Raw genomic sequence first — 23,197 nt, forward strand, 5'->3', positions numbered from 1 at the left:
ACAGCAATAATATACCCATCTCACCCGTACCTTCTGGAATATCCGGCTTGCCCCGCCATCTTTTGGGGGACGATCAGGTCCGGCCCGTTTCACAATTCATCGGGGACTTACGATGGACGCAAAATCCACAAAAACAGCAACGCTGACGGTCGGAAACAAGAACTACGATCTCCCGATCCTGAGCGGCAGCGTCGGGCCTGACGTCGTCGACATCGGCAAGCTCTATGGCCAATCCGGCCTCTTCACCTACGATCCGGGCTTTACCTCGACCGCGAGCTGCCAGTCCAAGATCACCTATATCGACGGCGACGCCGGCGTGCTGGAATACCGCGGCTATCCGATCGAACAGCTCGCCGAGCACGGCGACTTCCTGGAGACCTGCTACCTCCTGCTTTACGGGAATTTGCCGACGGCGGCGCAGAAGAAGGATTTCGACTACCGCGTCACGCACCACACAATGGTGCACGAGCAGATGGCCCGCTTCTTCCAGGGCTTCCGCCGCGACGCCCATCCGATGGCGATCATGGTGGCAGCGGTCGGCGCGCTTGCCGCCTTCTATCACGACTCCACCGACATCAATGATCCGAAGCAGCGCATGATTGCCTCCATGCGCATGATCGCGAAGATCCCGACGCTCGCGGCGATGGCCTACAAGTACACCGTCGGCCAGCCCTTCGTGTATCCGAAGAACTCGCTCGGCTTCGCCGAGAACTTCCTCAACATGTGCTTCGCGGTGCCCTGCGAGGAGTACAAGGTCAGCCCGGTGCTCGCTGACGCGCTGGAGAAGATCTTCATCCTGCACGCCGACCACGAGCAGAACGCCTCGACCTCGACGGTGCGCATCGCCGGCTCGTCCGGCGCCAATCCGTTCGCCTGCATCGCGGCCGGCATCGCCTGCCTGTGGGGCCCGGCGCATGGCGGCGCCAACGAAGCCGCGCTGAACATGCTCTACCAGATCGGCACCGTCGACAAGATTCCCGAGTTCATCGCCAAGGTGAAGGACAAGAACAGCGAAGTCCGCCTGATGGGCTTCGGCCACCGCGTCTACAAGAACTACGATCCGCGCGCCAAGATCATGCAGAAGATGTGTCACGCCGTGCTCAAGGAGATGGGCCATGGCGACGATCCGATGCTGAAGGTCGCGCTGGAGCTCGAGAAGATCGCGCTCAGCGACCAGTACTTCATCGACCGCAAGCTCTACCCGAACGTCGACTTCTATTCGGGCATCACGCTGAAGGCGATGGGTTTCCCGGTCTCGATGTTCACCGTGCTGTTCGCGGTCGCGCGCACCGTCGGCTGGATCAGCCAGTGGAGCGAAATGATCGAGGATCCGCAGCAGAAGATCGGCCGCCCGCGCCAGCTCTACACCGGCGTCACCAAGCGCGACTACGTGCCGATCGACCAGCGGAAGTAAGGTCGGCTCCAAGGCCAAACGAAACGGCGCCATCGTGGATGGCGCCGTTTTTGTTTGTGATCGCCGCTAGCCCAGCTTCCCCGCCCGCCCCTTCCGCATCGTCGCCAGCACGATGTCCGCCGCCAGCACGCTCGGCGACTTATTTCCGGTCGACATGATCGTGTCGAGCTGGGCGAAGGCTTCGACTTGCTGCTTGCGCAGCGGCGAGTCCGTCAACACCTCGGCCAGTGCCTGCGCAAGTTTCTCGGACGTGCAGTCCTCCTGCAGAAACTCGGGGATCACCTCTTTGCCGATTACGAGATTGGCGAGGATCACGGAGGAGACACTGATGGCGCGGCGCAGGATGAAGGCCTCGATCGCGCCGACGCGATAGGCCGTCACCATGGGAATGCCCGACAGCGCAAGCTCCAGCGTCACCGTGCCGGATTTCGCCAGCGCCGCGCGCGCGGTCCGGAACGCGGCTCGCCGCTCGGCTTCGCCCACCACGATTTGCGGCTTGACCGGCCAGCTTGCGGTGCCCTCGCGCACCGTTGGTTCGAGATGCGACATGGTCGGCAGCACCAATTCGAAGCGCTGGCCGCTAGCCTCCAATCGGCCGAGCGCCGCGCCGAACACCTCGAGATGATGCCTGATCTCGCTGCGCCGGCTGCCGGGCAAGACCAGCAGCACCGGCGGCTCGCCATCGCGGCGCTTCTGCTCCTCCGCATTCGGTCGCAGCGAGGACAATTGTTCGATCAGGGGATGGCCGACATAGCTGCACGGCGGGCCCCGCAGCTTGCGGTATTCCTCGGGCTCGAACGGCATCAGGCCGAGCACGTGATCGACATATGACAGCATGGCCCGCGCCCTGCCCGGCCGCCACGCCCAGACCGAGGGCGAGACGTAGTCGACGATCGGGATCGCCGGATTGCGTGCGCGGACACGGCGGGCGACGCGATGGGTGAAGTCGGGACTGTCGATGATGACGAGCGCGTCGGGCGCAGCTTCCGTCACGGCATCTGCGGTCTTGCGGATCAGGCGCAGGATTTTTGGCAGCTGCTGCACGACGGCAGCAAAGCCGACGATCGAGAGCTCCTCGATCGGAAAGAGTGAGACCAGCCCCTCGCGCACCATGGTGCGGCCACCGACGCCCTCGAATTGCACGCCATCGCCGAGCCGCTGGCGCAGCACCTTCATCAGCGCAGCTCCCAGCCGGTCGCCGGACTCCTCCGTGGCGATCAGAAAAATCCTTCGCTTTGGATCGCGCCCAGACATCACGATTGCAGGCCGATGACGAAGAGGTAATTGGCGTCGGCGCGCTCGATCATCGCCTGCGGCTCGGCGGCGATGGTGTTGCCCGCGATCACGGCGATGCCCGAAAGGCCAGCGCTGGCGACACCTTCAACGGTGCGCGGGCCGATCGTCGGCAGATCGAAGCGCAGATCTTGTCCGCGCTTCGGCGCCTTGACCAGCACGCCGCGCCCGCGCGCCGCGCGGATGCGGCCCTCGCTGCGCAGCCGCGCCACACGCTGGAGCAGCCCGTCGGTGCCCTCGATGTCCTCGACCGCGACCACATGGCCGTCGATCACGACCACGGCCTGGCCGATGTCAAACGGGCTCAGCGCAGCCAGCACCGCGCGGCCGCGCTCGATATCACTCCTGGCGTTGTCTGCCGGCAAGGCACGGGTGATGCAGCCCTCGGGCATCAACAGATCAGGCGCGACGTCCTTGATCCCGACCATGCGAAAGCCGTCCTGCTCGAGCATGCGACCGACGCCGGAGAGCAGATGGTCGTCGCCCCCGCGAAACGCGCGGACGACGTGCCCGAGAAGCCGGAGTGTCTTGAGATCGAAGCGCACTTCCGACAGCGATGGCCGCATCAAGGTGCCGATGAAGATCAGGTCGCGGCAGCCCTCTTCACGAAACAGGCGCATGGCGCGGCCGAGCTGCCCCACCGAGATCCAGCGATGTCGGAATTTTTCCACCTGGACAGGATCGCAGGCGCCGCGGAGCGGAAACAGCACCGGTGCGATGCCACGTGCGGCGAGCGACTCCGCAACCGCAAACGGCATGGCGCCGCCGCCGGCGATGACGCCGACCGGTGACGAAATCTCTGGAGCCGCCGATGTCATGCTCGCGGCCATCCCCGTGCTTACTGCCCCATCGCGGGAAGACAGAGCGGGCGATGCTTGCCCTTGCCGATGAAATCGAGAATTTCGGCGATCGCGGGATCCTCGGCCGCAAGCGGCTGCACCGAAGCGAGCCGCTCGGCGAAAATCCCGGGGCCATGGAACAGCTTTTGATAGAACGCGCGCACGCTCGCGAGCCGCTGCTTGGTGAACTTGCGCCGCTTCATGCCGATGATATTGAGACCTTCGAGCACCGCATACTGGCCGTTGACGAGCCCGAAGGGGATGATGTCGTCGCGCACGCCACAAACGCCACCGACCATCACCTGCGGACCGATGCGCGTGAACTGGTGCACCGCAGACAACCCGCCGATGAAGACGAAGTCGCCGAGTTCACAGTGACCTCCGAGCGTCGCCGAGGTCGCGAAGATCGCGTCGTTGCCGACGTGGCAGTCGTGCCCGACATGGCTGCAATTCATGAAATAGCCGCGGTCGCCGACCTCTGTGATGCCGCCGCCGGCGACGGTGCCTGCATTCATGGTCACGGATTCGCGGATGGTGCAGCCTGAGCCGATCCGGAGCTTCGTCAGCTCGCCGCGATAGCTGAGCGACTGCGGCGGCGTGCCGAGCGAGGCGAACGGATAGATGGTGCAATCGTCGCCGATGGTGGTCTGCGCCGTGATGTGCACATGCCCGATCAGCTTGCAATTTCTGCCGATCACGACGTTCGGGCCGATGATGCAGTAGGGCCCGATCTCTGTGCCCTCGCCGATCACGGCGCCGTCTTCCACGCGCGCGGTGGGATCAATCTTGCTCATTAAGAAGGTCTGGCTATCCGTTGAAGTCGTTCGGTTTTCCGGTGGTTAGCGCGACTTTGCGTGATCTGTCCAGTGACGTATCATCTCGGCTTGTTTCAAGTTCGGAAGGAGCAAGCCTCCTCGGCTCGTTAACGACTTCACACGGAGCTTGAACAGAACGTGGTCAGGACCATAGCAATCCTGCTCTCGCAGTTGATGGCTGCGCCGATCGTATCTGAAACGGTCGAGATCAGAGGATGCGGCCGCGTCGATCTCGCGGCGTTCGCGTGCCGCGACATCAGCCGCAGCACCGTCCTCCAGCGCGTTTGCTACGACGTCTCGGAGAACGATCTGATCGTCGCCGTCAACGGTACCTATGATCGTTATTGCAGCGTACCAGCCGACACCGTTGCGGCTCTGATGGGCGCGCCGTCGATGGGCCAATTCTTCAACCGGACGATCCGGCGACCAGCCTCTGGCGAGCGCTATGACTGTCCGACGCAAAAGCCAGTGAAATAGCGCCGCGGGCCGGCTGGCCTCAGTCCGTCAGCATCGCGCCGACGTCGGCTTCGGCGACGACCTGACCGTTGACCTTGGCGTCGCCGTGAAACCACCACATCGCCTTGCGCCGACCGATCGAACGCATGTGGTATTCGATGGTGTCGCCGGGCAGCACGGGCTTGCGGAATTTGCACTTGTCGATGGTGAGGAAATACACCGCCCGCGGCTTCTCGGTGCCATCGACCGATGTGATGCCGATCACGCCGGCAGTCTGCGCCATCGCCTCGATCATCATCACGCCGGGATAGACCGGCCGCTCGGGGAAATGCCCCTGGAACGCCGGCTCGTTGAAGGTGACGTTCTTGATGCCGATACCGCTGTAATCGGTGCGGATGTTGATCACCCGATCGATCAGCAGCATCGGGAAGCGGTGCGGGAGCGTGCGCAGAATCGCATTGATGTCCACGAGTTCGAACCTGACCGGCGCTTCCTCCATCACTCCTGTCCCTCGTCCTTATCGGCCTTGCTGTCGCGCACCAGACGCTCCACCGCGATGATCTCCTTGAACCACTGCTTGGTCGGCTTGGCAAAAAAGCCGCCCCAGCGTCCGCCTGCCGGGATGTCGTCCTTGACGCCGCTCATCGCGGTGACCTGCGCCCCATCGCCGATCTTGAGGTGATTGTTGATGCCAACCTTCGCTCCCAGCGCCACGTTGTCGCCGATCGTCAGGCTGCCGGCGAGGCCGATCTGGGCCGCCAGCAGGCAGTTCCGGCCGATGGTCACATTGTGGCCGATCTGGACCTGGTTGTCGATTTTGGTGCCCTCCCCGATCACGGTGTCACGCAAGGACCCGCGATCGATGGTGGTGCCGGCGCCGACCTCGACGTCGTTCTGAATCAACACCCGTCCAGTCTGCGGGACCTTGAGATGGCCCTCGGGACCGAAAAAGACGAAGCCGTAGCCGTCCTGGCCGATTGAGCAGCCGGGGTGGATCAGCACGTTGTTGCCGATCAAGGCGCACTGGATGGCCGTACGGGCGCCGACGTCGCAGTCCCGGCCGATCTTGACGCCGGGGCCGATCACTGCGCCGACGCCGATCACGGTACCGCTGCCGATCTCGACATCGGGGCCGATGACGGCCAGCGGATCGACCACGACGCCGTCCTCCAGACGCGCGGTCGGATCGATGATCGCCGACGACGCGATGCCGTCATTGCCGACCGAGGATTGCGGCCTCAGCGCGTCGCCGTGCCATTCCCGGGCGATCCTGACGAAGGCGCGGAACGGCTGCGCGACGCGCAGCGCGGCGACGTGGGCCGGCACCTGCGCCTCGAAGCGCGGGCTGACGAGGCACGCCCCGGCCTTGGTCGCCTTGAGCTGGTCGACATATTTGAGGTTGTCGAAGAACGTCAGATGCATCGGGCCGGCTTCGTCGAGCGAAGCCAGGCCCGTGATGATGTGGCCGGCCCGGGCCGGGTCGACCAGCTGCGCCTTCGTCAGCGTGGCGATATCAGCCAGCGCCGACGCAGGCGGCTTCTTGAAGAAGGACGGCTGCGCCATTCCACCCCGTCGAGGTCCGGCCGGAGATCAGCTTAGAACGACGTACCGCCGCCGAACCGGAACTGCTGCACGCGGTCATACGCGCCCTTGGTGAGCGGCACTGCGTAGTCGAAGCGCAGCGGTCCGAACGGAGACTGCCAGATCAGACCGACACCCACCGAAGAGCGGACGACGTTACCATTGTCATACACCAATCCGGTACAAGTTCCAGGCGTGGCCGGGTTGACGGTCGACGGCGTACAGTTCGAGTTCTTCGTCGTCGTCGTTTCGCCGGTGAGCGCCCAGGTCGTCGGGCCCTGGTAGTCGTAGAGACCGCCGGCGTCGGCATAGACCGCGCCCTTCAGGCCCACTTCCTTGGGCAGGAACCAGAACGGCATCTGCAATTCGAGCGAAGCGCCCCAGTACTTCGTGCCGCCAAGCGCGTCCTGAGTGCCGTAGGGATTGAGGTCGCGCGGACCGATGCCGTTCGGCGCAAAGCCGCGGACGAGGTTCGGGCCCATTTGGAAGTGATCGAGCATGCGGATGTCGTTGTTGCCGATCTTGTTCAGGATGCCGCCCTGCAAGTGGACCAGGCCGACGAGGTCGGAGACCAGCGACTGGTAGTACTTCGCATCAACAGCCGACTTCAGATAGGTGACGTCGCCGCCGACGCCGGCGAAGTCCTGCTTGAAGTCGACCAGGAGGCCGTCGGTCGGGTTCTTGTTGTTGTCGAGCGTGTTGTAGCTCAGCGAGTAGCCGAGCGCCGAGGTCAGCGTCTTGCCACCAGCGAGCTCCTTGCGCACCGGCAGCGAGGCTTCGCCGTTGGCGTAACAACCCAGGCTGTTGGTGGTGCTTGCCAGACTGATGCCATTCGCATTTGCAAACGCCGGGCTCATGAAGTTCGGGTCGCCCAGCGTGTTGTTACAGTCCGTCAGGTAGGACGGCAGCGTGATCTCCTGGCGGTAGATCGAGTAGCGCAGCTGCAAGGCCAGATCTTCGCGCAGGCTGAAGCCGAGCCGCGGGCTGAAGCCCAGCGTCTTGGTGCCGTAGGAGATGAAGCTGTTGGACAGTTGCGTACGCTGATAGAGGTCGAGGCCGAGCGCGACGCGGTAGTCGAGCAGGTACGGTTCGACGAACGACAGCGAATAGCCGCGCGCATACTGGCCGTAGGTGACGGAGGCCTTGGCGAACAGCCCGCGGCCGAGCAGGTTGCGCTCGGAGATCGAGACTTCGGCCAGCGCGCCGTCGGTCGTGGAGTAGCCGCCCGACACTGAGAAGTCGCCGGTGGACTTTTCCTCGAGATCGACGATCAGGACCACGCGGTCGCTGGACGAGCCCGGCTCGGTAGTGATCTTGACGGTCTTGAAGAAGTCGAGGTTCTTCAGGCGGCGCTCGGCGCGATCGACCAGCGCGCGGTTATAGGCGTCGCCCTCGGAGAGGTCGAACTCGCGCCGGATCACGTAGTCGCGCGTGCGGCTGTTGCCGCGAATGTTGATGCGCTCGATATAGGTGCGCGGACCTTCGTCGATGTTGAACACGACCGACACGGTATGCGCATCGAAATTGCGGTCGCCACCGGGCCGAACCACGGCGAAGGCAAAGCCGCGGCGCGAGGCCTCGATCTGCATTTCCTCGACCGACTTCTCGACCGACTCGACGTTGTAGAGCGAGCCGACATTGACGCGCGAATAGGTGCGCAGCACGTTGGGATCGAAGTTGGCGATGCTCGTGCGGAAGTCGACCGAGCCGACGCGGTACTGCTGGCCTTCCTCGATCTTGAAGGTGACGAGGAATCCCTTCCTCTCCGGATCGTATTCGGTGATCGCGGCGACCACCTGCACGTCGGCGAAGCCGTGCTTGAGGTAGAAGCGGCGAATCAGGTCGCGGTCGGCCTCGACCCGGTCCGGATCGTAGACGTCGGCACTGCCGAGGAAGCTCAGGAGATTCGTCTCACGAGTCTTGATGACGTCCCTCAGGCGATAGCTCGAATAGGCCACGTTGCCGACGAAGTCGATCGACTTGACGCCCGTCTTGGCGCCCTCCTCGATCGTGAAGATCAGATCGACGCGGTTGTTCGGCTGCTCGATGATCTCGGGCGTGACGTGCACGTCATAGCGGCCGGAGCGGCGATAGATTTCGGCGATGCGCAGCGTGTCCGACTGCACCACGGCGCGAGAGAACGTGCCGCGCGGCTTGGACTGGACTTCGGCGGTGAGCTGCTCGTCCTTGATCTTCTTGTTGCCCTCGAAGGCGACGCGGCCGATCACGGCGTTTTCAACCACCGAAACCACGATCCGGCCGCCGACGCGGTTGATCTTCACGTCCTGGAACAGGCCGGTCTCGATCAGCGCCTTGAGGCCGTCGTCGATGGCCGCCTGGTCAAGCCGCCCACCCGGGCCCGGCTTGAAATAGGAACGGATGGTCTCGACCTCGACACGGCGGTTCCCCTCTACCGCAATCGAATCCACGGTCTGGGCCGCAGCAGGCGAAGACACAAGAGCGGCCCCGACCGGGGCAAGCACCGGCACGCCGAACATGATCAGGGTGGCGAGCAGGCCCCCCCGGACCTTCATACCAAAAATCATGCGCAACGACGCCCTTATCATTCCAGTGCCAGACCCAACCCCAACGCCGGTCTGGGAGATTCCCCAAGTTTCATGCCGCTTGTAGCTAATTTCACCGACGCCGCAAACGGCCGAGCGCGCCGTAATTTCAATTTCAGTCCAGGACGTTGCCTAAGAGCAACGTCACAAAAAAGCCCGCTTCACGATGCCGCCAGATGGAGGATGTCGTTGTAGGTCGCAAACACCATCAACATCAGTACCAAGCCGAGCCCGATTCGGAACCCCATCTCCTGCGCGCGCTCCGACAAAGGCCGGCCCCGTACCGCCTCCACCGCATAGAACAAAAGGTGCCCGCCATCGAGCAGCGGAACGGGAAACAGGTTCAACAGCCCGATCGAGATCGACAGCACTGCGGCCAGATGCACCAGCGCCGCGAGCCCGATCGTCGCGACCTGCCCGGAGATCTGGGCGATTCGCAGGGGACCGCCGACCTGATCGGCGGCCTCGCGGCCCGCAAAGACCCCGCCGATATAGGCCAGCGTCCGGTCGATCACGAACCAGGTTTCCTTCACGCCCAGCCACAGCGCGGTGGCCGGATCGACCCGCTCGGTGACGGTGTCACCAGCGGCTGTCTGCCGGGTGATTCCGAGCACGCCGAGCCGGTGTACGTTGCCGAACGGATCCTTCACCTCGCGCAGTTCCGGCGTCCCGGCCAGATCGACCTGGGAATCGCCCCGCTTCACGGTGAAGGTCAGCTTGTCGCCGGCATGCGTGCCGACAATCCGCTGCATGTCGGAGAAGCTTCCGATCTTGGTTCCGTCAATGGCGGTCACGACGTCGCCAACCTGGAAGCCGGCCGTAGCCGCCGCACTGCCGGCCTCGATCTTGTCGACTCGCGCCGTCGTCGATGGCTTGCCGAAAAAGGTGAAAAGACAGGTGAAGATCACGATCGCGAGCAGGAAATTCGCGATCGGTCCGGCCGCGACGATCGCCGCCCTCGGGCCGACCTTCTTATGGTGGAAGCTGCCGGCGCGTTCCTCCGCCGACATCGCGGCCAGCGTCTCGGCCGACGGCGTCGAAGCCTCGGTGTCGTCGCCGAAAAATTTGACATAGCCGCCGAGCGGGATCGCCGAGATTTTCCAGCGCGTGCCATGGCGGTCGTTGAATCCGACCAGCTCGGGGCCGAAGCCGAGCGAGAAGGTCAACACTTTCACGCCGGCCCAGCGCGCAACCAGGAAATGGCCGAGCTCATGGAAGAAAACGACGATGGTCAGGACGAACAAAAAGGGGATCGCGTAACCGATGAGCCCATGGCTCAACGTATTGAAGCTATGGAGGAAAAACTCAGTCATTGATTCCTCTTAACCCGGGGCCTCGCGGCCCCGGTTCCGAACCTACTAGGATGCCTTTAAGGCAATTTGAGGCAATAGGGTGGCTGCTTTATTTCGCGCACTATGGTCAACGGCGATGGCATCATCCGCCGAGGATAAGGGCGCCAGATTGCCACCCTTGATCCAGTCTTCGAGCGTTGCTTCGACCAGCCGCGCAATGGCGCCGAATCTGATCTTGCCGGCGGTGAAGGCCGCCACCGCGACCTCGTTCGCAGCATTATATACCGTAGTCGCGCCGCGTCCGGTCCTTAACGAATCGTAAGCAAGCCGCAGTCCCGGGAAGCGTTCGAAGTCCGGCGCCTCGAACGTCAACTGCCCGATCTTGGCGAGGTCGAGCTTGGCGGCCGGTCCCTTGATGCGCTCGGGCCAGCCGAGGCAGTGCGCGATCGGGGTGCGCATGTCGGGCGCGCCGAGCTGGGCAACGACCGAGCAGTCGGAGAATTCGACCATGCCGTGGATGATCGACTGCGGATGCACCAGAACGTCGATCTCGTCCGGCTTCAAGGCGAACAGATAGGACGCCTCGATCACCTCGAGGCCCTTGTTCATCATCGAGGCTGAATCGATCGTGATCTTCTGGCCCATGCTCCAGTTCGGATGCTTGAGCGCCTGGGCCAGCGTCGCCTGCTCGATGTCCGTGCTCTTCCAGGTGCGGAACGGGCCGCCCGAGGCGGTAATGATGACGCGCACGAGTTCGTCACGATTGCCCGAGCTCAGCGCCTGGAACAGCGCGTTGTGCTCGGAATCGGCGGGCAGAATGCACGCACCCGCCTTGGCGGCGCGCTGCATGAAGAAATCGCCGGCGCAGACGAGGCATTCCTTGTTGGCGAGCGCAACATGGGCGCCGCGATCGACCGCGGCGAGCGCGGGCTTCAGTCCGGCCGCACCGCTCACCGCCGCCATCACCCAGTCGGCCGGCCGCGCGCCAGCCTCGATGACCGCGCTCTCGCCGGCGCCGCATTCGGTCTTGGTGCCGGCGAGCGCGTCCTTGAGCTCGGCAAGCTTTGAGGTGTCCGCGATGGCGACGAAGCGCGCGGAAAACTCTTTCGCAAGCTTTGCAAGCGCGCCGACATTGCCATTGGCGGTCAGCGCCTCGACGCGATAGCGCTCGGGCGAAGCGCGAAGCAAATCCATCGTGCTGTCGCCAATCGAGCCGGTGGCACCGAGGACGGTGACGCTGCGCACCGCGGAGGCCGCGGGCTTGTTGTTACGCAAAGGGACTGGGCTCATTGTTTCACCAAACCATAAGACCGCTTCCCGCGCTATGCACACCATGGCGCAGGTAGCCGAAAATCCAGGCCACCAGAATGGCCGCGATGAAGCCGTCCAGGCGGTCCATCAGCCCCCCATGGCCGGGGATTAAGTGACTGGAATCCTTGACGCCGAACCGGCGTTTGACCGCGGATTCGAAGAGATCGCCGGCTTGCGAGACCACCGACAAGATCGCGCCGAGGGCCAGCAGCGGAACCGCCTTGCCGAACCCGGAGGCGGCAAAACCGCCTGCCACCGCCAGGCTCGCGACGAAGCCGCCGAGCGCGCCGGCCCAGGTCTTTTTGGGGCTCACGCGCGGCCACAATTTTGGACCGCCGATGCTCCGGCCCGCAAAATAGCCACCGATGTCGGTCGCCCACACCACCAGCAGCACGAACATCAGAGCGACGAATCCGTTGACCGGATCCTGCCGCACCAGGATCGAGGCGAGCAGCGCAGCCACCGCATAGGCGAAGCCGGTCCCCGCCCAGATGAACTTGTCTTTTGCCAGCAACATGATCACGACGCCGCCGACGACGCCAATCACGACCGCAGCCTTGAGCGCCCCGAAGGCGACACAGAACCCCATGATGGCGAGAACGATCGTCCCGCACGCCGTCAGGACAACCCGCCCTGCCCCGACCACCGTCAGCCATTCCACGAACAACCCGATCGAGGTGAGTGTAACCAGGAACGCCCAGATCCAGCCGCCGGCATAGGCGAGCGCGATCGCCAGCGGCGCCAGCACGAGGGCCGCGAGGACACGCATCATCAGGTTGCTTGAAGCCGGCGTTGAGCCCGCCGGCGCGGCGTCGTTTTCGGTCACGAGGCGGTTTTCGCGACCAGGCCGCCGAAACGGCGCTCGCGCCTGGCAAATTCGGCAATCGCGCCTTCCAGCGCGGCCTTGTCGAAATCCGGCCAATGGATCGGCACGAACACCAGCTCGCTATAGGCGGCCTGCCACATCAGGAAATTGGACAGGCGCTGCTCGCCAGAGGTGCGAATGATGAGATCGGGATCGGGAATCTCGGGTGCGTCGAGATATTGCCCGAGCGTTTCGGCATCGATCGAGGCCGGATCGCGCCTGCCCTCGGCAGCTTCGCGCGCGAGCTTTTGCGCGGCTTTCGCGATCTCCTGCCGTGAGCCGTAGTTGAAGGCGACGACGAGCGTGAGACGCGTGTTGTTGCGCGTCAGCTCCTCGGCCTCGTTCAAAAGGGCGCAGATGTCGCCTTCAAGTCCCTCGCGCTCGCCGATGATGCGCACCTTGACGCCATCGCGGTGCAGGCTCGCGAGGTCGTTGCGGATGAAGCGGCGCAACAGGCCAAAGAGATCGCCGATCTCGCTTGCCGGACGCGACCAGTTCTCGGAGCTGAAGGAGAAGATGGTGAGGTAGCGGATGCCTAGCTCATGCGAGGCGCGGACGACGCGGCGCAACGCTTCGACGCCGCGGCGGTGGCCCTCGGCGCGCGGCAGGCCACGCGCAGCCGCCCAGCGCCCGTTGCCATCCATGATGATGGCGACATGCGCGGGCGCCTCGGACCTTTCCGGTCCTTCCGTGACGGGCGCGGCGGCGTTGGACATGAAGGCTTCTCTAGACCGTCAGAATCTCTTTTTCCTTGGCCGCCAGCAGCTGGTCGATCTCGGTGATCGTGCCATCGGTCGCTTTCTGCACCTCGTCGGCGTGACGCTTCTGGTCGTCCTCCGACATCTCGTGATTCTTCTCGAGCTTCTTGAGCACGTCGAGACCGTCGCGACGGACATGGCGCGCGGCGACTTTGGCCGCTTCGGCGTATTTGTGCGCGACCTTGACCAGCTCCTTGCGGCGCTCCTCGTTGAGCTCGGGGATGCGCAGGCGCAGCACCTGGCCCTCGGTGGCGGGCGACAGGCCGAGGTTGGAATCGACGATCGCCTTCTCTACCGCCTTGACCATGCTCTTGTCCCAGACCTGCACCGAGATCAGGCGCGGCTCCGGCACGCTGACAGTGGCGAGCTGGTTGAGGGGCATGTGACTGCCATAGGCATCGACCTGGACCGGATCGAGCATCGAGGCGGAGGCGCGCCCGGTGCGCAGGCCCCCGAGCTCGTGCTTGAGCGACTGGACGGCGCCCTGCATACGGCGCTTCAATTCGTTGAGGTCGAAATTACCCGTGGTCATCACGCTTCTCCTTCAAAAACCTGGCGCCGCGCCCCGCATCCTCACCGAGGACGCCCGCTAGGCCGTCAGCCAGCGACGATCGTCCCGCGGCCGACGCCACGCAGAATCGCGCCGATTGAACCGGGCTCCGCGATCGAGAATACGATGATAGGCAGCGACGTCTCGCGGGCAAGCGCGAAGGCGGTCGCATCCATCACCTTATAGTCGCCCTCGATCGCCTGCTTGTGCGTCAGCCGGTCGAAGCGCTTGGCGGCCGGATCCTTCTTGGGATCGGCCGAATAGACGCCGTCGACATTGGTCGCCTTGAGGACGGCCTCGGCGCCGATCTCGGCGGCGCGCAGCACCGCCGTGGTGTCGGTCGTGAAGAACGGATTGCCGGTTCCGCCGCCGAGCAGCACGATTCGGCCCTCGGCGAGGTATTTGTGCGCCGCAGCGCGGGTGAACAGCTCGGAAATCTCGGGCATGACGAAAGCCGACAGAGTGCGCGCCGGCGCGCCCTTGCGTTCGATCGCCGCTTCCACCGCGAGGCAGTTCATCACGGTGGCGAGCATGCCCATGGTGTCGCCCGTCGGGCGCGACACGCCGCGGGAGGACACCTCGACGCCGCGAACGATATTGCCGCCGCCGATCACCACCGCGACCTCGGCACCGAGATGGCGGGCGGCGATCAGATCGTCGGCAACCCGGTCAACCGTCGGCTGGTCGATCCCAAATCCCTGCGGTCCCGCGAGATATTCGCCGGACAGCTTGATCACCACGCGACGGTAGACCGGATCAGTCATGAGCACTTTCCTTCTCCGGGCGCCGCTTCCGGCGGCACGCCGGAAGGAAACGTCCCGGCGCTTACTTCTTGCCGCTGGCGGCCGCGACTTCCGCCGCGAAGTCGCTTTCCTGCTTCTCGATTCCCTCACCGAGAGCATAGCGCACAAAGCCGGCGATCTTCACGGGGCCCCCGACCTTGCCCTCAGCTTCCTTCACCGCCTGCGCCACCGACTTGCCGGTGTCGTGGATGAAGGCCTGCTCGAGCAGGCAGACTTCCTTGTAGTAGGTCTTCAGGCCGGACTCGACGATCTTCTCGATCACGTTCTCCGGCTTGCCCTGCTGGCGGTACTTGTCGGCGAGCACGTCCTTCTCGCGCTTCACGATCGCCGGATCGAGACCGGCCGGTTCGAGCGCGAGCGGATTGGCGGCCGCGACATGCATGGCGAGCTGGCGGCCGAGCACAGCGAGTTCGTCGGCCTTGCCGGGCGATTCAAGGGCGACGAGAACACCCATCTTGCCGGCCCCATCGATGACGGCGCCATGGACGTAGCTCGACACCACGCCCTGCTTCACTTCGAGGGTAGCGGCGCGGCGCAGCGTCATGTTCTCGCCGATGGTGGCGATCGCATCATTGATCGCAGCCTCGACCGTGACGTCGCCGACCTTGGTGGCCTTGATCTTCTCGACATCGGCGCCGGCGTCGAATGCGACCTGGGCGATCATCTTGACGAGACCCTGGAACTGGCCGTTGCGCGCGACAAAGTCGGTCTCGGAGTTGACCTCGACCACGACACCCTTGGTGCCCTTGGTGAGCGCGCCGATCAGGCCCTCGGCCGCGACGCGGCCAGACTTCTTCGCGGCCTTCGACAGGCCCTTCTTGCGGAGCCAATCCTGCGCCGCTTCCATGTTGCCGTCGTTTTCGGTGAGCGCGACCTTGCAGTCCATCATGCCTGCGCCGGTCGACTCGCGCAGATCCTTGACCATCGCAGCTGTGATCGTAGCCATCGTTGAAAATCCTTCTTGCCTGCCGGTTGACCCGCGGCGCGGCGCTGTCTCGCCTCACCGCGGTCCATCACAGGACGTCGCGTCAACTGAAATGGCGGCCGGAGCGATCCGGCCACCTCTCGACTGTTATTCCGCTTCCGCGGTGAGCGCCTTGGCCTTGGCCACCCAGGCATCCGCACGGCTGGGCAGGCCGACCTCTTCGCCGATCTTGTGCGCGGTGGCGTGATCGAGTTCTGCGAGCTGCCAGTAATGGAAGATGCCGAGGTCGTTGAACTTCTTCTCGATCGCACCCGACACGCCCGGGAGCTTTTTGAGGTCGTCGGCGGTGCCGCGCGGACCGGCAAGGCCCTGGAAACCGCTGGTCGACGGAAGCTCTTCAGCAGCCGGCTTCACCGAAGCGCCGATATCGATGCCCGCATCGCCCTGGGCGCGCGAGATGCCATCGATCGCCGCACGCGCGATCAGGTCGCAATACAGCGAGATCGCACGGCCCGCGTCGTCATTGCCCGGCACCACATAGGTGATGCCCTTGGGGTCCGAATTGGTGTCGACGATCGCCGCGACCGGGATGTTGAGCCGCTGGGCTTCCTGGATCGCGATGTCTTCCTTGTTGGTGTCGATCACGAAGATCATGTCGGGCAGGCCGCCCATGTCCTTGATGCCACCGAGCGAGCGGTCGAGCTTGTCGCGCTCGCGCTGGAGCGTCAGGCGCTCTTTCTTGGTGTAGGAGTTGGCCTCGCCACCGGACAGCACCTCGTCGAGATGACGCAGGCGCTTGATCGACGCCGAGATCGTCTTCCAGTTGGTAAGCGTGCCGCCGAGCCAGCGCGAATTGACGAAGTACTGCGCGCAGCGCTTGGCAGCATCGGCAACGCCGTCCTGCGCCTGACGCTTGGTGCCGACGAACAGGATGCGGCCGCCCTTCGCAACGGTGTCGCTGACGGCCTGGAGGGCCTGGTGCAGCATCGGCACGGTCTGCGCGAGGTCGACGATGTGGATGTTGTTGCGGGTCCCGAAAATGAACGGCGCCATTTTCGGATTCCAGCGGTGGGACTGGTGACCAAAGTGCACGCCAGCTTCGAGCAGCTGACGCATGGTGAAGTCGGGTAGCGCCATGGTGATAATTCTCCGGTTGGTTCCTCCGGAAACGTGTGAGCAAAACGGAGCGTTCTCGCCCCGGTTGCCACCGGACGGCCTTTTGAGCCATGTTTCCGTGTGAGATGGCGCGCTATATAGCGCGATTTCCGCCAGAAGCAAGGAAATAAGGGCCATGGAGGGGCGTTTTGGCGCCCTGCCCCAAGCCCTTTTTCAAGCCCTTTTTCAAGCCCTTTTTCCGTCGTTTCACGCCCCTCCCTAGCACCTTGGCTGGTTCGGGGGGCATTTCTTCGCGGCAGCCGGTGCCGGGCGCGGTGGCGGCGGTGCGGCTGGACGTGGGGGCGGCGCGACCGCCACTCGCGGTGGCGGGGGTGGGGCCGGCCTCGCGGCTGGCGGCGGCGGTGCCGGCCGGGCCGCAGCGACGGGCGGAGGCGCGGCGTGCGGCGGCGGCGAGGCCACCCGCGGCGGCGGTGCCGAGGGCACCGGTTTCGCAATGGCTTGCGGGCGCGGCGGCGGAGCGGCCGGCTTGGCCGCCTGCGGCAGCGGGGCGATCTGATTCTGAGGCTTCAACGGCTCACGGCCCGTGGGTTGCACCGCAGTGATGGCAGGCTTGCCGCCGGTCCCCGCCCCGGCTGGCGGCGTGGTACCCTGCTCGCGGATGGCCGACTTCGCGCGGCTATCAGGAGCCGTCCCTGCCGGCGTTCCGGCGATCGGCGGCTTTTGGCCCGGCGCCGTGGCCGCATTTCCAGCAGGCGTGGTGGTGAGCGGAGCCGTTGCAGTCGCGGCATTTGGATGGCCTGCTTGCGTGCCATTGGCCGGCGCCGTCGCAGTTGGCGCGAGCCTACCATTCGGGGTCTGGGCAGCCGAGGGTGCCGGCGGCGTCCCATGGGTGCCGGGGACGGGCAGCGTATTGGCCTCGGGCAGCCTGCTCGGCGGCGCGGCGGCGGTCGGCGCCACATTCGCGGGCGTCGGGGCCGGTATCCCCGGCCTCGCCGTCGGCGTGATGGTGGCGCTCTGCGGCATCGGCAGCTTGCCCTGCTGGATCAAGGCGGCGCGCTGCGCGACGGCCTGCGGCACGGCAGGTGCCGCCGGCGTGGCGCGGCCGGCGACGGCCGGCGCGAGGCTGCCGGGCGCAAGGCCCGCCGCGGCCGCGGACGGCCGGTTGATGACGGTGTTGATCACCGTGGTGTTGTGGATGTTCTGGTAGATGATGTTGTTCGGCGGCGGCGCGACATAGATCGGCGGCCTGATGAACACCGGGATCGGCACGAACACTGGCTGCGGCAGCACGAACAGTCCGACCACGGGCAGCGGCGGCGGCAGCACGATGAAATCCGGTGGCGGTGGCGGGCAGAAATAGATCGGCGGCGGCGGCGGCGGCACGAAGCCGAACACGGGATCACTGAACAGCAGGACCGGCCGGTCGACATAGACGATCTCTTCCGGCGGCGGCGGCGGCACGTCGTAATCCATCATGGCAAAGCTCGGCGGCGGCTCGAGCGGCGCGGTCAGGATCGCAAGCCTGCGCCGTGCGTCGCCAGCATGCGGCCCGCGCGGATAGCGGCGCAGATAGGACCAGTATGCGTCCGGCGTGTCGGCGCGATAGGTCCGCCGCCAGGTGATCGCCTCGCGGCGCGCCGCGACGATCGCCATTACGCGCTTGGACATAGGATCGCCGGGATAGGCGGCGAGGAATTCCTCATAGGCCGGCAGCGTGTCGCGCTCGAGCGCGGCCGCATAGGCGTCCTGCACGCCGAGATCGCGGATCGGCTTGTTGCGGATCGCAGCGACCTGGTCGGGCGCGGCCTGCGGCGGCGGCGCGTCGGGTCCACGCTCGAAGAACGAGAACTGCGCGCTGATCTTCTGGTCGTCCCAGGGCACTTGCGCGCCCTTGCTGGCGTCGTTGACGCGCAGGCGCACGCGGTCGAAGACCTCCGGCAGCGACAGGCCCCCGGTGCGGATCATCTCGGCGAGCGACTGGGCGTAGATGCCGTAGGGCCCCGGCTCCTCCGGCGCCACGGTGCCGGGCGCGGCGTTGTAGGCGATCAGCATGTTCGCGTCGGGCTCGACCAGCGCGAGCCCGCTTGCGATCGGCTGGCCGCCCTCGATAAAGGGCTGCGCCCGGGCGGCATCGAGCACGACGATGTTCGCCTTCAGCGGCAGCGCCGCGAGCTGGCGGGCGTAGTCGCTGATGCGCAGCGCCTCGGTCGGAACGTCGGTATCGCGCGTGATGTTGGAATCGACCGGGATGAAGTAGTTCTCCCCGGCGAGCTGCACGCCATAGCCGGCGAGATAGATCATCGCGACGGTGCCGGGTCCCGATGTCTGGGCCTTCTGAAGAAAATCGCGAAAGCTCTTGCGCAGCGTGTCGCCGTCGAGGTCGCGGGCGCCGACGACGTCGAAGCCGGCGGCCTGGAGCGTCTGCGCGATCAGGCCGGCATCATTGGCCGTCGTTGCCAGCGGCGACTTCGCATAGGCTCCGTCGCCGACGACGAGCGCGATGCGCTTCTCCTGCTGCTGGGCACAGGCAGGGAATGTCCCGGCCGCGACGAGCAACAGGATCGGCAGCAGGAATGAGATGAACGTTCTTGGTGTCCCACGCATGGCTTGCTAGCCCCGCTGTTGTTGTTGAGCGCGCTTGCGCGCAATTGGGCGCGCGGCTGGCTGAACGGCGCTTGAACGAAAGCGCTTGGATTGAGGCGACGGAATGGCACCAGCGGTCAGGCTCACGTAAGGTACGCGGACGCGCAGGACGAAAGCTCGAGAGGGGCCTCCGGCCGGCCTAGCTGCGATCACCGTCGAGACGCCCCTTCAGATCGCCGATAGCCCCGAAAAACGTGCTCTGATCCTTCAAGGGAACCGCGCGCAACATCGGCGGCATCAGCCAGTGCACGGTTCTCTGCCGTCCGGAATCGGAGAAAGCCTCGGACTGTTGCAATGCCTGGAGCGCAATTCCGACTACCACCACGGCGGTCATGGCCGCACCTTTCAGCCACAGCCGGGTTCGACCGATCTCGCGCAGATGGAAGAAGCAGATGGCTGCAAAGATCAGCCAGATGACCGCATATTCGTAGTTGACGCCGCTCGACGAGGTCCAGGCGAACGCGAGGTACTGGACTAACTCGTGGTAAAGCGTGAAGACGGCGGTGCCGATGAGCGCGATCAGCAGGTTGCGCAGAAAGTGCGATCGCCCCGCAAAGATCCGGCACAGCAGCGCCCATATCCCGACCCAGACAAGAAGACTCGTAATCAGCATCAGCAGCGGCGAGAGATAGGTCGACGCGCGCGGCTCGCCGGTCTGGGTCAGCCAGATCTTGAGCGCATCGATCGCCGGAAGCGACAGGCCGAGAACGACGGCGAGGACGATCGGCAGGACGTGCCGCTCCGGCGATGCCAGCCGCTCGCGCTCGACCGCGTGATTGACGTCGCGAATCCGCAGGTACGTCTGCCCGATGCGGATCGGCTGCTTGCCGTCCACGATGAAGCCCGACAGCCTGGTCCTGTTGCCGTCGATGAACGTACCATTGGCGCTGCCGACGTCCTCGGCGACCAGATGGCCATCGTCATGCCGAAACACCCGCAGATGCTGCGCTGCGACGTAGGGATCATCGACCACGACATCATTGTCATAGCCCCGCCCGATGCGCACCTCCGCAGCGGTGATCCGGAAGCGTGCGGCGACCTCGCGCTGCCGCGACAATATCTCGATCCAGATCATTTGCCGACCTGCACAGCTTCGAGGAAACGCTTGCCGAGCGCGACGGCATCGTCATAACCGACGGCCTGCATGTTCAGCCGCGACACCAGCGCTTCGAGCGCCTGGTCCTGCGTCACCACGATCAGCGACACGTCGTAAAGCCCTTCGAACTGCCTGTAGGCCTGCGCGCACCACACGACCCGCAGCGGCGGATGCTGCGGCTGCGGCGGGACCTGGAGAAAGTCCTCATGGCAGCGTTGCGGCGTGTACCACTTCTTGAACGGACCGCCGACGCTGAGCCGCGGCTGGCTCAGTTGCGTGAGATAGGTCGCAAACTGGAATTGATTGAGATCGATTGTCCTGGCGAAGGAATGATTGATGTTGATCGCGCCGATATTGAGATCCGACGCGACGAATACGCTGGTGTCGCTGCCGCATTCGGTCGAATTGACGCTGGCGCGCGGCTTCGGCGTGGCGCCGGCATTTGTACTGGCCCAGCAGTTGAACCAGAGCACCTGGGTCGCGGGCGCACGATATGGACCGAGCGCATCCGACCTGAAACCCGCCGCACTCAGCGATTTGTAGAGTTCCGAGCGCCAGGCAACCAGTTGCCGCCCGACATCGCCCTTGATGTCCGCAGGCTTCTCGTCGCCGCCGGCCTGCAAAAGGGCCGCCGCAAACCGCGCCGGCACCAGGAAGCTCACGAGCTGACCTCCCCTGCGGGTTGCGACGTTGATGCCGATGACGTCGCCGTCCGCTGTGACCGCCGGACCGCCGCTCATGCCGGGATTGAGCGCGCCCGAGAAATGGATGCGTTCGGTGTAGCTGTGATCGGCAAGCCCGTTATAGGTGCCTTCGATGATGGTGAAGCCGAGGTCGAGCGGATTGCCCATCGAATAGAGCCGTTCGCCCTTGGCCAGCCTGCCCTCGATCGCGGCCCGGTCGAACCTGAAGAACGGAGCGTCCTTCTTGTCGACGCGGACCAGCGCGAGGTCATTCGGCAGATCGACCCGCATCAAGGTGACGTCGCCCTGGCTGCCGTCGGCGGCGGTGTACTCGAGCCGATAGGTCGCAGGCTCCAGTGCCGCCTGCGAGACCACGTGATAGTTGGTGATCGCCAATCCGTCGGCGGAGACCAGAAAGCCCGATCCGTTGGAGGTCTGGCGCCCGGCATCGGCGACCAATGTGCGGATCTGCAAGAGCCGCGGCGGCGCGGAAGCATAGATGCGCTCGGCCACCGCCGACTCGCCCTGTGCCGCCCACACCGTGCCCGATGCGGACGCGGCGATCGCGAGTGATAATCCGATCGCGCGCGACAGCGCGCCGACAAAATAGCTACGCAAGTCCCCCAGCCCCCGACATTCGTCGGCACCTCGTGGCGGCCTCAAGCGCCGCACATGCCCTGATGCTGCATAGCGAAAGCACGGAGGGGTTGCAACATCGTCCGGCTGCTTCCGGCCTCCACCTGAAAGCTCCAGACGCGACGCAGGCGATCAGCTCTGCCCGACCAAATCGACGGTGCCCGTGGTCAGCCGGTAGATGCCGCCGACGACCTTGAGCTTGCCCTGCTCGGTCGCCGCATTAAGGATCGGCGCCGCAGACTTCAGCTTGGCGACGTTGTCGATCACGTTTTGCCGGATCGCCTTGTCGAGGACGTCACTGCCCTCTTGCATCGCCGCCTTGGCGGCCGGTGCGATCGCCTCGACCAGCGAGGGAATGTGTCCCGGCGGCGGCTTGTTGTCCTTGAGCGCTTTCAGCGTCGCATCGACGGCGCCGCAACTGTCGTGGCCCAGTACCAGGATCAGCGGCGTGTTGAGCACGGCGACCGCATATTCCATGCTCGCAATCGTCTCGTTGCCGGCGAAATTGCCGGCAACGCGGCAGACGAAGAGATCGCCGCGGCCGGTGTCGAAGGCGTATTCCGGCGCGATGCGCGAGTCCGCGCAGCTCAGGATCGCCGCATATGGATTCTGTCCCGCAGCAAGAGCTCCTCGCTCGTGCTTGAAGTCATGGCGCCGCGTCACACCGTCGACATAGCGCGCATTGCCGTCCATCAGCCGCTTCAGCGCAGCATCGGGAGACACCACGTTCTGCGGCTTGGGCGGCGTTTTCGTCTCTTTGGCGAAGGCTGTGCCGGTGAAGGCTAGCCCCAGCGTGGAGGCGGCAAAAATCATCGCGGATCGCCGTGACGGCACGACGTGATCGAAGCGATTGTTGGAGCACTGGTCGCACATGGTTCGTTCCCTGCCTCAGCCAGTCTGGCGGATCAGCGCAGACGCGCTGTTTTACACGCCGGCTGCGACAGCGTCACGAAACATGAAGCCGTGGCGCGCCCTACTCAGCCAGCTTCAGCTCCGCGATCGTCGTCCTCGCAGCGGTCTCATCCAGAGGCAGGAAATCCACCGGCCCCTGGTTCTTGTAGCCGGCAGTCATCGCGAGGGTGAGGCCATAGCCGAGCAGTCCCGTGCTCGCGTTGGCGATCACCGCATTCTTGCGCTCGCTCACGCGCGCGACAAAAAACAGGGTCTGGCCCGATTGCGCGGCGAAATCGACGTGCGTGACGCCGGGGAAGCCCGCCTCCTCCGCGACGAACTGATGCGGGCCGGCCGGACGATCGGCATAGACATAGGTCCCGGTCTTCAGCCCTGTGAGTGGCTTGCCATCCAGGGTAAATCCCCAGCCTGCATCGGCGAGGCCGCCATAGCCTTTTTCGCGCAGAACGACGATGCGCGCCTGGCCGGCCTTTGGCGGCCCGACCTTCCGCAACGTCTCCGAATAATCCACCCCGCTCCTCGCGGCCGTCTCGCAGCCGCACAGCAACGCCGCGGCCACGAGCAGCACCAGCCCACGCAGTAACATTACGCCCCCAAAATCATCCCCGGGGCATGCTTGCCAGAAACACCGCATGGTTGCAACTG

At 64.9% G+C, this 23,197-nt stretch carries 21 protein-coding genes; 2 read left to right on the forward strand and 19 right to left on the reverse strand.

Going from position 1 to position 23,197, the window contains the following annotated elements; translation table 11 throughout:
- The first annotated feature begins 112 nt into the window (after positions 1 to 112).
- Complete coding sequence (gene gltA, locus Q2941_RS04155; protein ID WP_027523867.1) at positions 113 to 1,414, forward strand: citrate synthase; 1,302 nt, start codon at positions 113 to 115, stop codon at positions 1,412 to 1,414.
- A gap of 66 nt (positions 1,415 to 1,480) precedes the next feature.
- On the opposite strand, the gene lpxB is transcribed toward gltA, so the two are convergent.
- Genes lpxB through lpxA form a run of 3 tightly spaced genes read right to left on the reverse strand, consistent with a single transcriptional unit; the run spans position 1,481 to position 4,340 of the window.
- Positions 1,481 to 2,671 (reverse strand): lipid-A-disaccharide synthase, encoded by a 1,191-nt coding sequence (gene lpxB / locus Q2941_RS04160; RefSeq protein ID WP_458191729.1) that lies wholly within the window; start codon positions 2,669 to 2,671, stop codon positions 1,481 to 1,483.
- Entirely contained in the window at positions 2,668 to 3,525 is an 858-nt protein-coding gene (locus tag Q2941_RS04165) for an LpxI family protein (protein WP_035662772.1), read from the reverse strand. Before Q2941_RS04165 ends, lpxB begins: the two co-directional genes overlap by 4 nt.
- 20 nt (positions 3,526 to 3,545) lie before the next feature.
- A complete protein-coding gene (gene lpxA, locus Q2941_RS04170) occupies positions 3,546 to 4,340 on the reverse strand; it encodes an acyl-ACP--UDP-N-acetylglucosamine O-acyltransferase (protein WP_254112200.1) in 795 nt (264 codons plus the stop codon).
- A gap of 159 nt (positions 4,341 to 4,499) precedes the next feature.
- On the opposite strand from lpxA, the gene Q2941_RS04175 reads away from it, so the two are divergent.
- A complete protein-coding gene (locus tag Q2941_RS04175) occupies positions 4,500 to 4,838 on the forward strand; it encodes a KTSC domain-containing protein (protein WP_027523863.1) in 339 nt (112 codons plus the stop codon).
- A 19-nt stretch (positions 4,839 to 4,857) separates the two neighbouring features.
- Here Q2941_RS04175 and fabZ read toward each other — a convergent pair whose 3' ends face one another.
- From fabZ to Q2941_RS04255, 16 genes are all read right to left on the reverse strand, one after another.
- On the reverse strand, positions 4,858 to 5,316 hold the full coding sequence (gene fabZ / locus Q2941_RS04180; protein WP_027523862.1) for a 3-hydroxyacyl-ACP dehydratase FabZ: 459 nt from the start codon (positions 5,314 to 5,316) through the stop codon (positions 4,858 to 4,860).
- Positions 5,316 to 6,380 (reverse strand): UDP-3-O-(3-hydroxymyristoyl)glucosamine N-acyltransferase, encoded by a 1,065-nt coding sequence (lpxD, locus tag Q2941_RS04185; RefSeq protein ID WP_027523861.1) that lies wholly within the window; start codon positions 6,378 to 6,380, stop codon positions 5,316 to 5,318. Before lpxD ends, fabZ begins: the two co-directional genes overlap by 1 nt.
- 32 nt (positions 6,381 to 6,412) lie before the next feature.
- Positions 6,413 to 8,944 carry an outer membrane protein assembly factor BamA gene (gene bamA / locus Q2941_RS04190; RefSeq protein WP_027523860.1) on the reverse strand — a complete coding sequence of 844 codons (2,532 nt, stop codon included), beginning with the start codon at positions 8,942 to 8,944 and terminating at the stop codon, positions 6,413 to 6,415.
- Positions 8,945 to 9,123: 179 nt separating this feature from the next.
- A complete protein-coding gene (locus Q2941_RS04195; protein ID WP_254112197.1) occupies positions 9,124 to 10,275 on the reverse strand; it encodes a M50 family metallopeptidase in 1,152 nt (383 codons plus the stop codon).
- Between the two features lie 45 nt (positions 10,276 to 10,320).
- Complete coding sequence (gene dxr / locus Q2941_RS04200; RefSeq protein ID WP_458191730.1) at positions 10,321 to 11,544, reverse strand: 1-deoxy-D-xylulose-5-phosphate reductoisomerase; 1,224 nt, start codon at positions 11,542 to 11,544, stop codon at positions 10,321 to 10,323.
- 4 nt (positions 11,545 to 11,548) lie between these two features.
- A complete protein-coding gene (locus tag Q2941_RS04205) occupies positions 11,549 to 12,391 on the reverse strand; it encodes a phosphatidate cytidylyltransferase (RefSeq protein WP_458191731.1) in 843 nt (280 codons plus the stop codon).
- Positions 12,388 to 13,146 carry an isoprenyl transferase gene (locus tag Q2941_RS04210; RefSeq protein ID WP_027523856.1) on the reverse strand — a complete coding sequence of 253 codons (759 nt, stop codon included), beginning with the start codon at positions 13,144 to 13,146 and terminating at the stop codon, positions 12,388 to 12,390. The genes Q2941_RS04205 and Q2941_RS04210 overlap by 4 nt, the downstream gene beginning before the upstream one ends.
- Positions 13,147 to 13,156: 10 nt before the next feature.
- Positions 13,157 to 13,720, reverse strand: a complete 564-nt coding sequence (gene frr, locus Q2941_RS04215) for a ribosome recycling factor (RefSeq protein WP_027523855.1) — start codon at positions 13,718 to 13,720, stop codon at positions 13,157 to 13,159.
- Between the two features lie 65 nt (positions 13,721 to 13,785).
- Positions 13,786 to 14,502, reverse strand: a complete 717-nt coding sequence (gene pyrH / locus Q2941_RS04220; RefSeq protein WP_027523854.1) for a UMP kinase — start codon at positions 14,500 to 14,502, stop codon at positions 13,786 to 13,788.
- Between the two features lie 61 nt (positions 14,503 to 14,563).
- Complete coding sequence (tsf, locus tag Q2941_RS04225; RefSeq protein WP_458191732.1) at positions 14,564 to 15,487, reverse strand: translation elongation factor Ts; 924 nt, start codon at positions 15,485 to 15,487, stop codon at positions 14,564 to 14,566.
- Positions 15,488 to 15,613: 126 nt separating this feature from the next.
- Entirely contained in the window at positions 15,614 to 16,603 is a 990-nt protein-coding gene (locus Q2941_RS04230) for a 30S ribosomal protein S2 (protein WP_027523852.1), read from the reverse strand.
- A gap of 237 nt (positions 16,604 to 16,840) precedes the next feature.
- Positions 16,841 to 19,186, reverse strand: a complete 2,346-nt coding sequence (locus Q2941_RS04235) for a caspase family protein (protein ID WP_458191733.1) — start codon at positions 19,184 to 19,186, stop codon at positions 16,841 to 16,843.
- A 178-nt stretch (positions 19,187 to 19,364) separates the two neighbouring features.
- Positions 19,365 to 20,300, reverse strand: a complete 936-nt coding sequence (locus tag Q2941_RS04240) for an FHA domain-containing protein (protein WP_027523850.1) — start codon at positions 20,298 to 20,300, stop codon at positions 19,365 to 19,367.
- A complete protein-coding gene (locus Q2941_RS04245; RefSeq protein WP_458191734.1) occupies positions 20,297 to 21,622 on the reverse strand; it encodes a S1C family serine protease in 1,326 nt (441 codons plus the stop codon). Before Q2941_RS04245 ends, Q2941_RS04240 begins: the two co-directional genes overlap by 4 nt.
- A 150-nt stretch (positions 21,623 to 21,772) precedes the next feature.
- Positions 21,773 to 22,513 carry a carbonic anhydrase gene (locus Q2941_RS04250; RefSeq protein ID WP_027523848.1) on the reverse strand — a complete coding sequence of 247 codons (741 nt, stop codon included), beginning with the start codon at positions 22,511 to 22,513 and terminating at the stop codon, positions 21,773 to 21,775.
- 100 nt (positions 22,514 to 22,613) lie between these two features.
- The gene (locus Q2941_RS04255) at positions 22,614 to 23,138 is read right to left on the reverse strand and encodes a hypothetical protein (RefSeq protein WP_027523847.1); all 525 of its coding nucleotides are present in this window, start codon (positions 23,136 to 23,138) and stop codon (positions 22,614 to 22,616) included.
- Between the last annotated feature and the right edge of the window lie 59 nt (positions 23,139 to 23,197).

It is taken from the genome of Bradyrhizobium sp. UFLA05-153 (assembly GCF_054185185.1).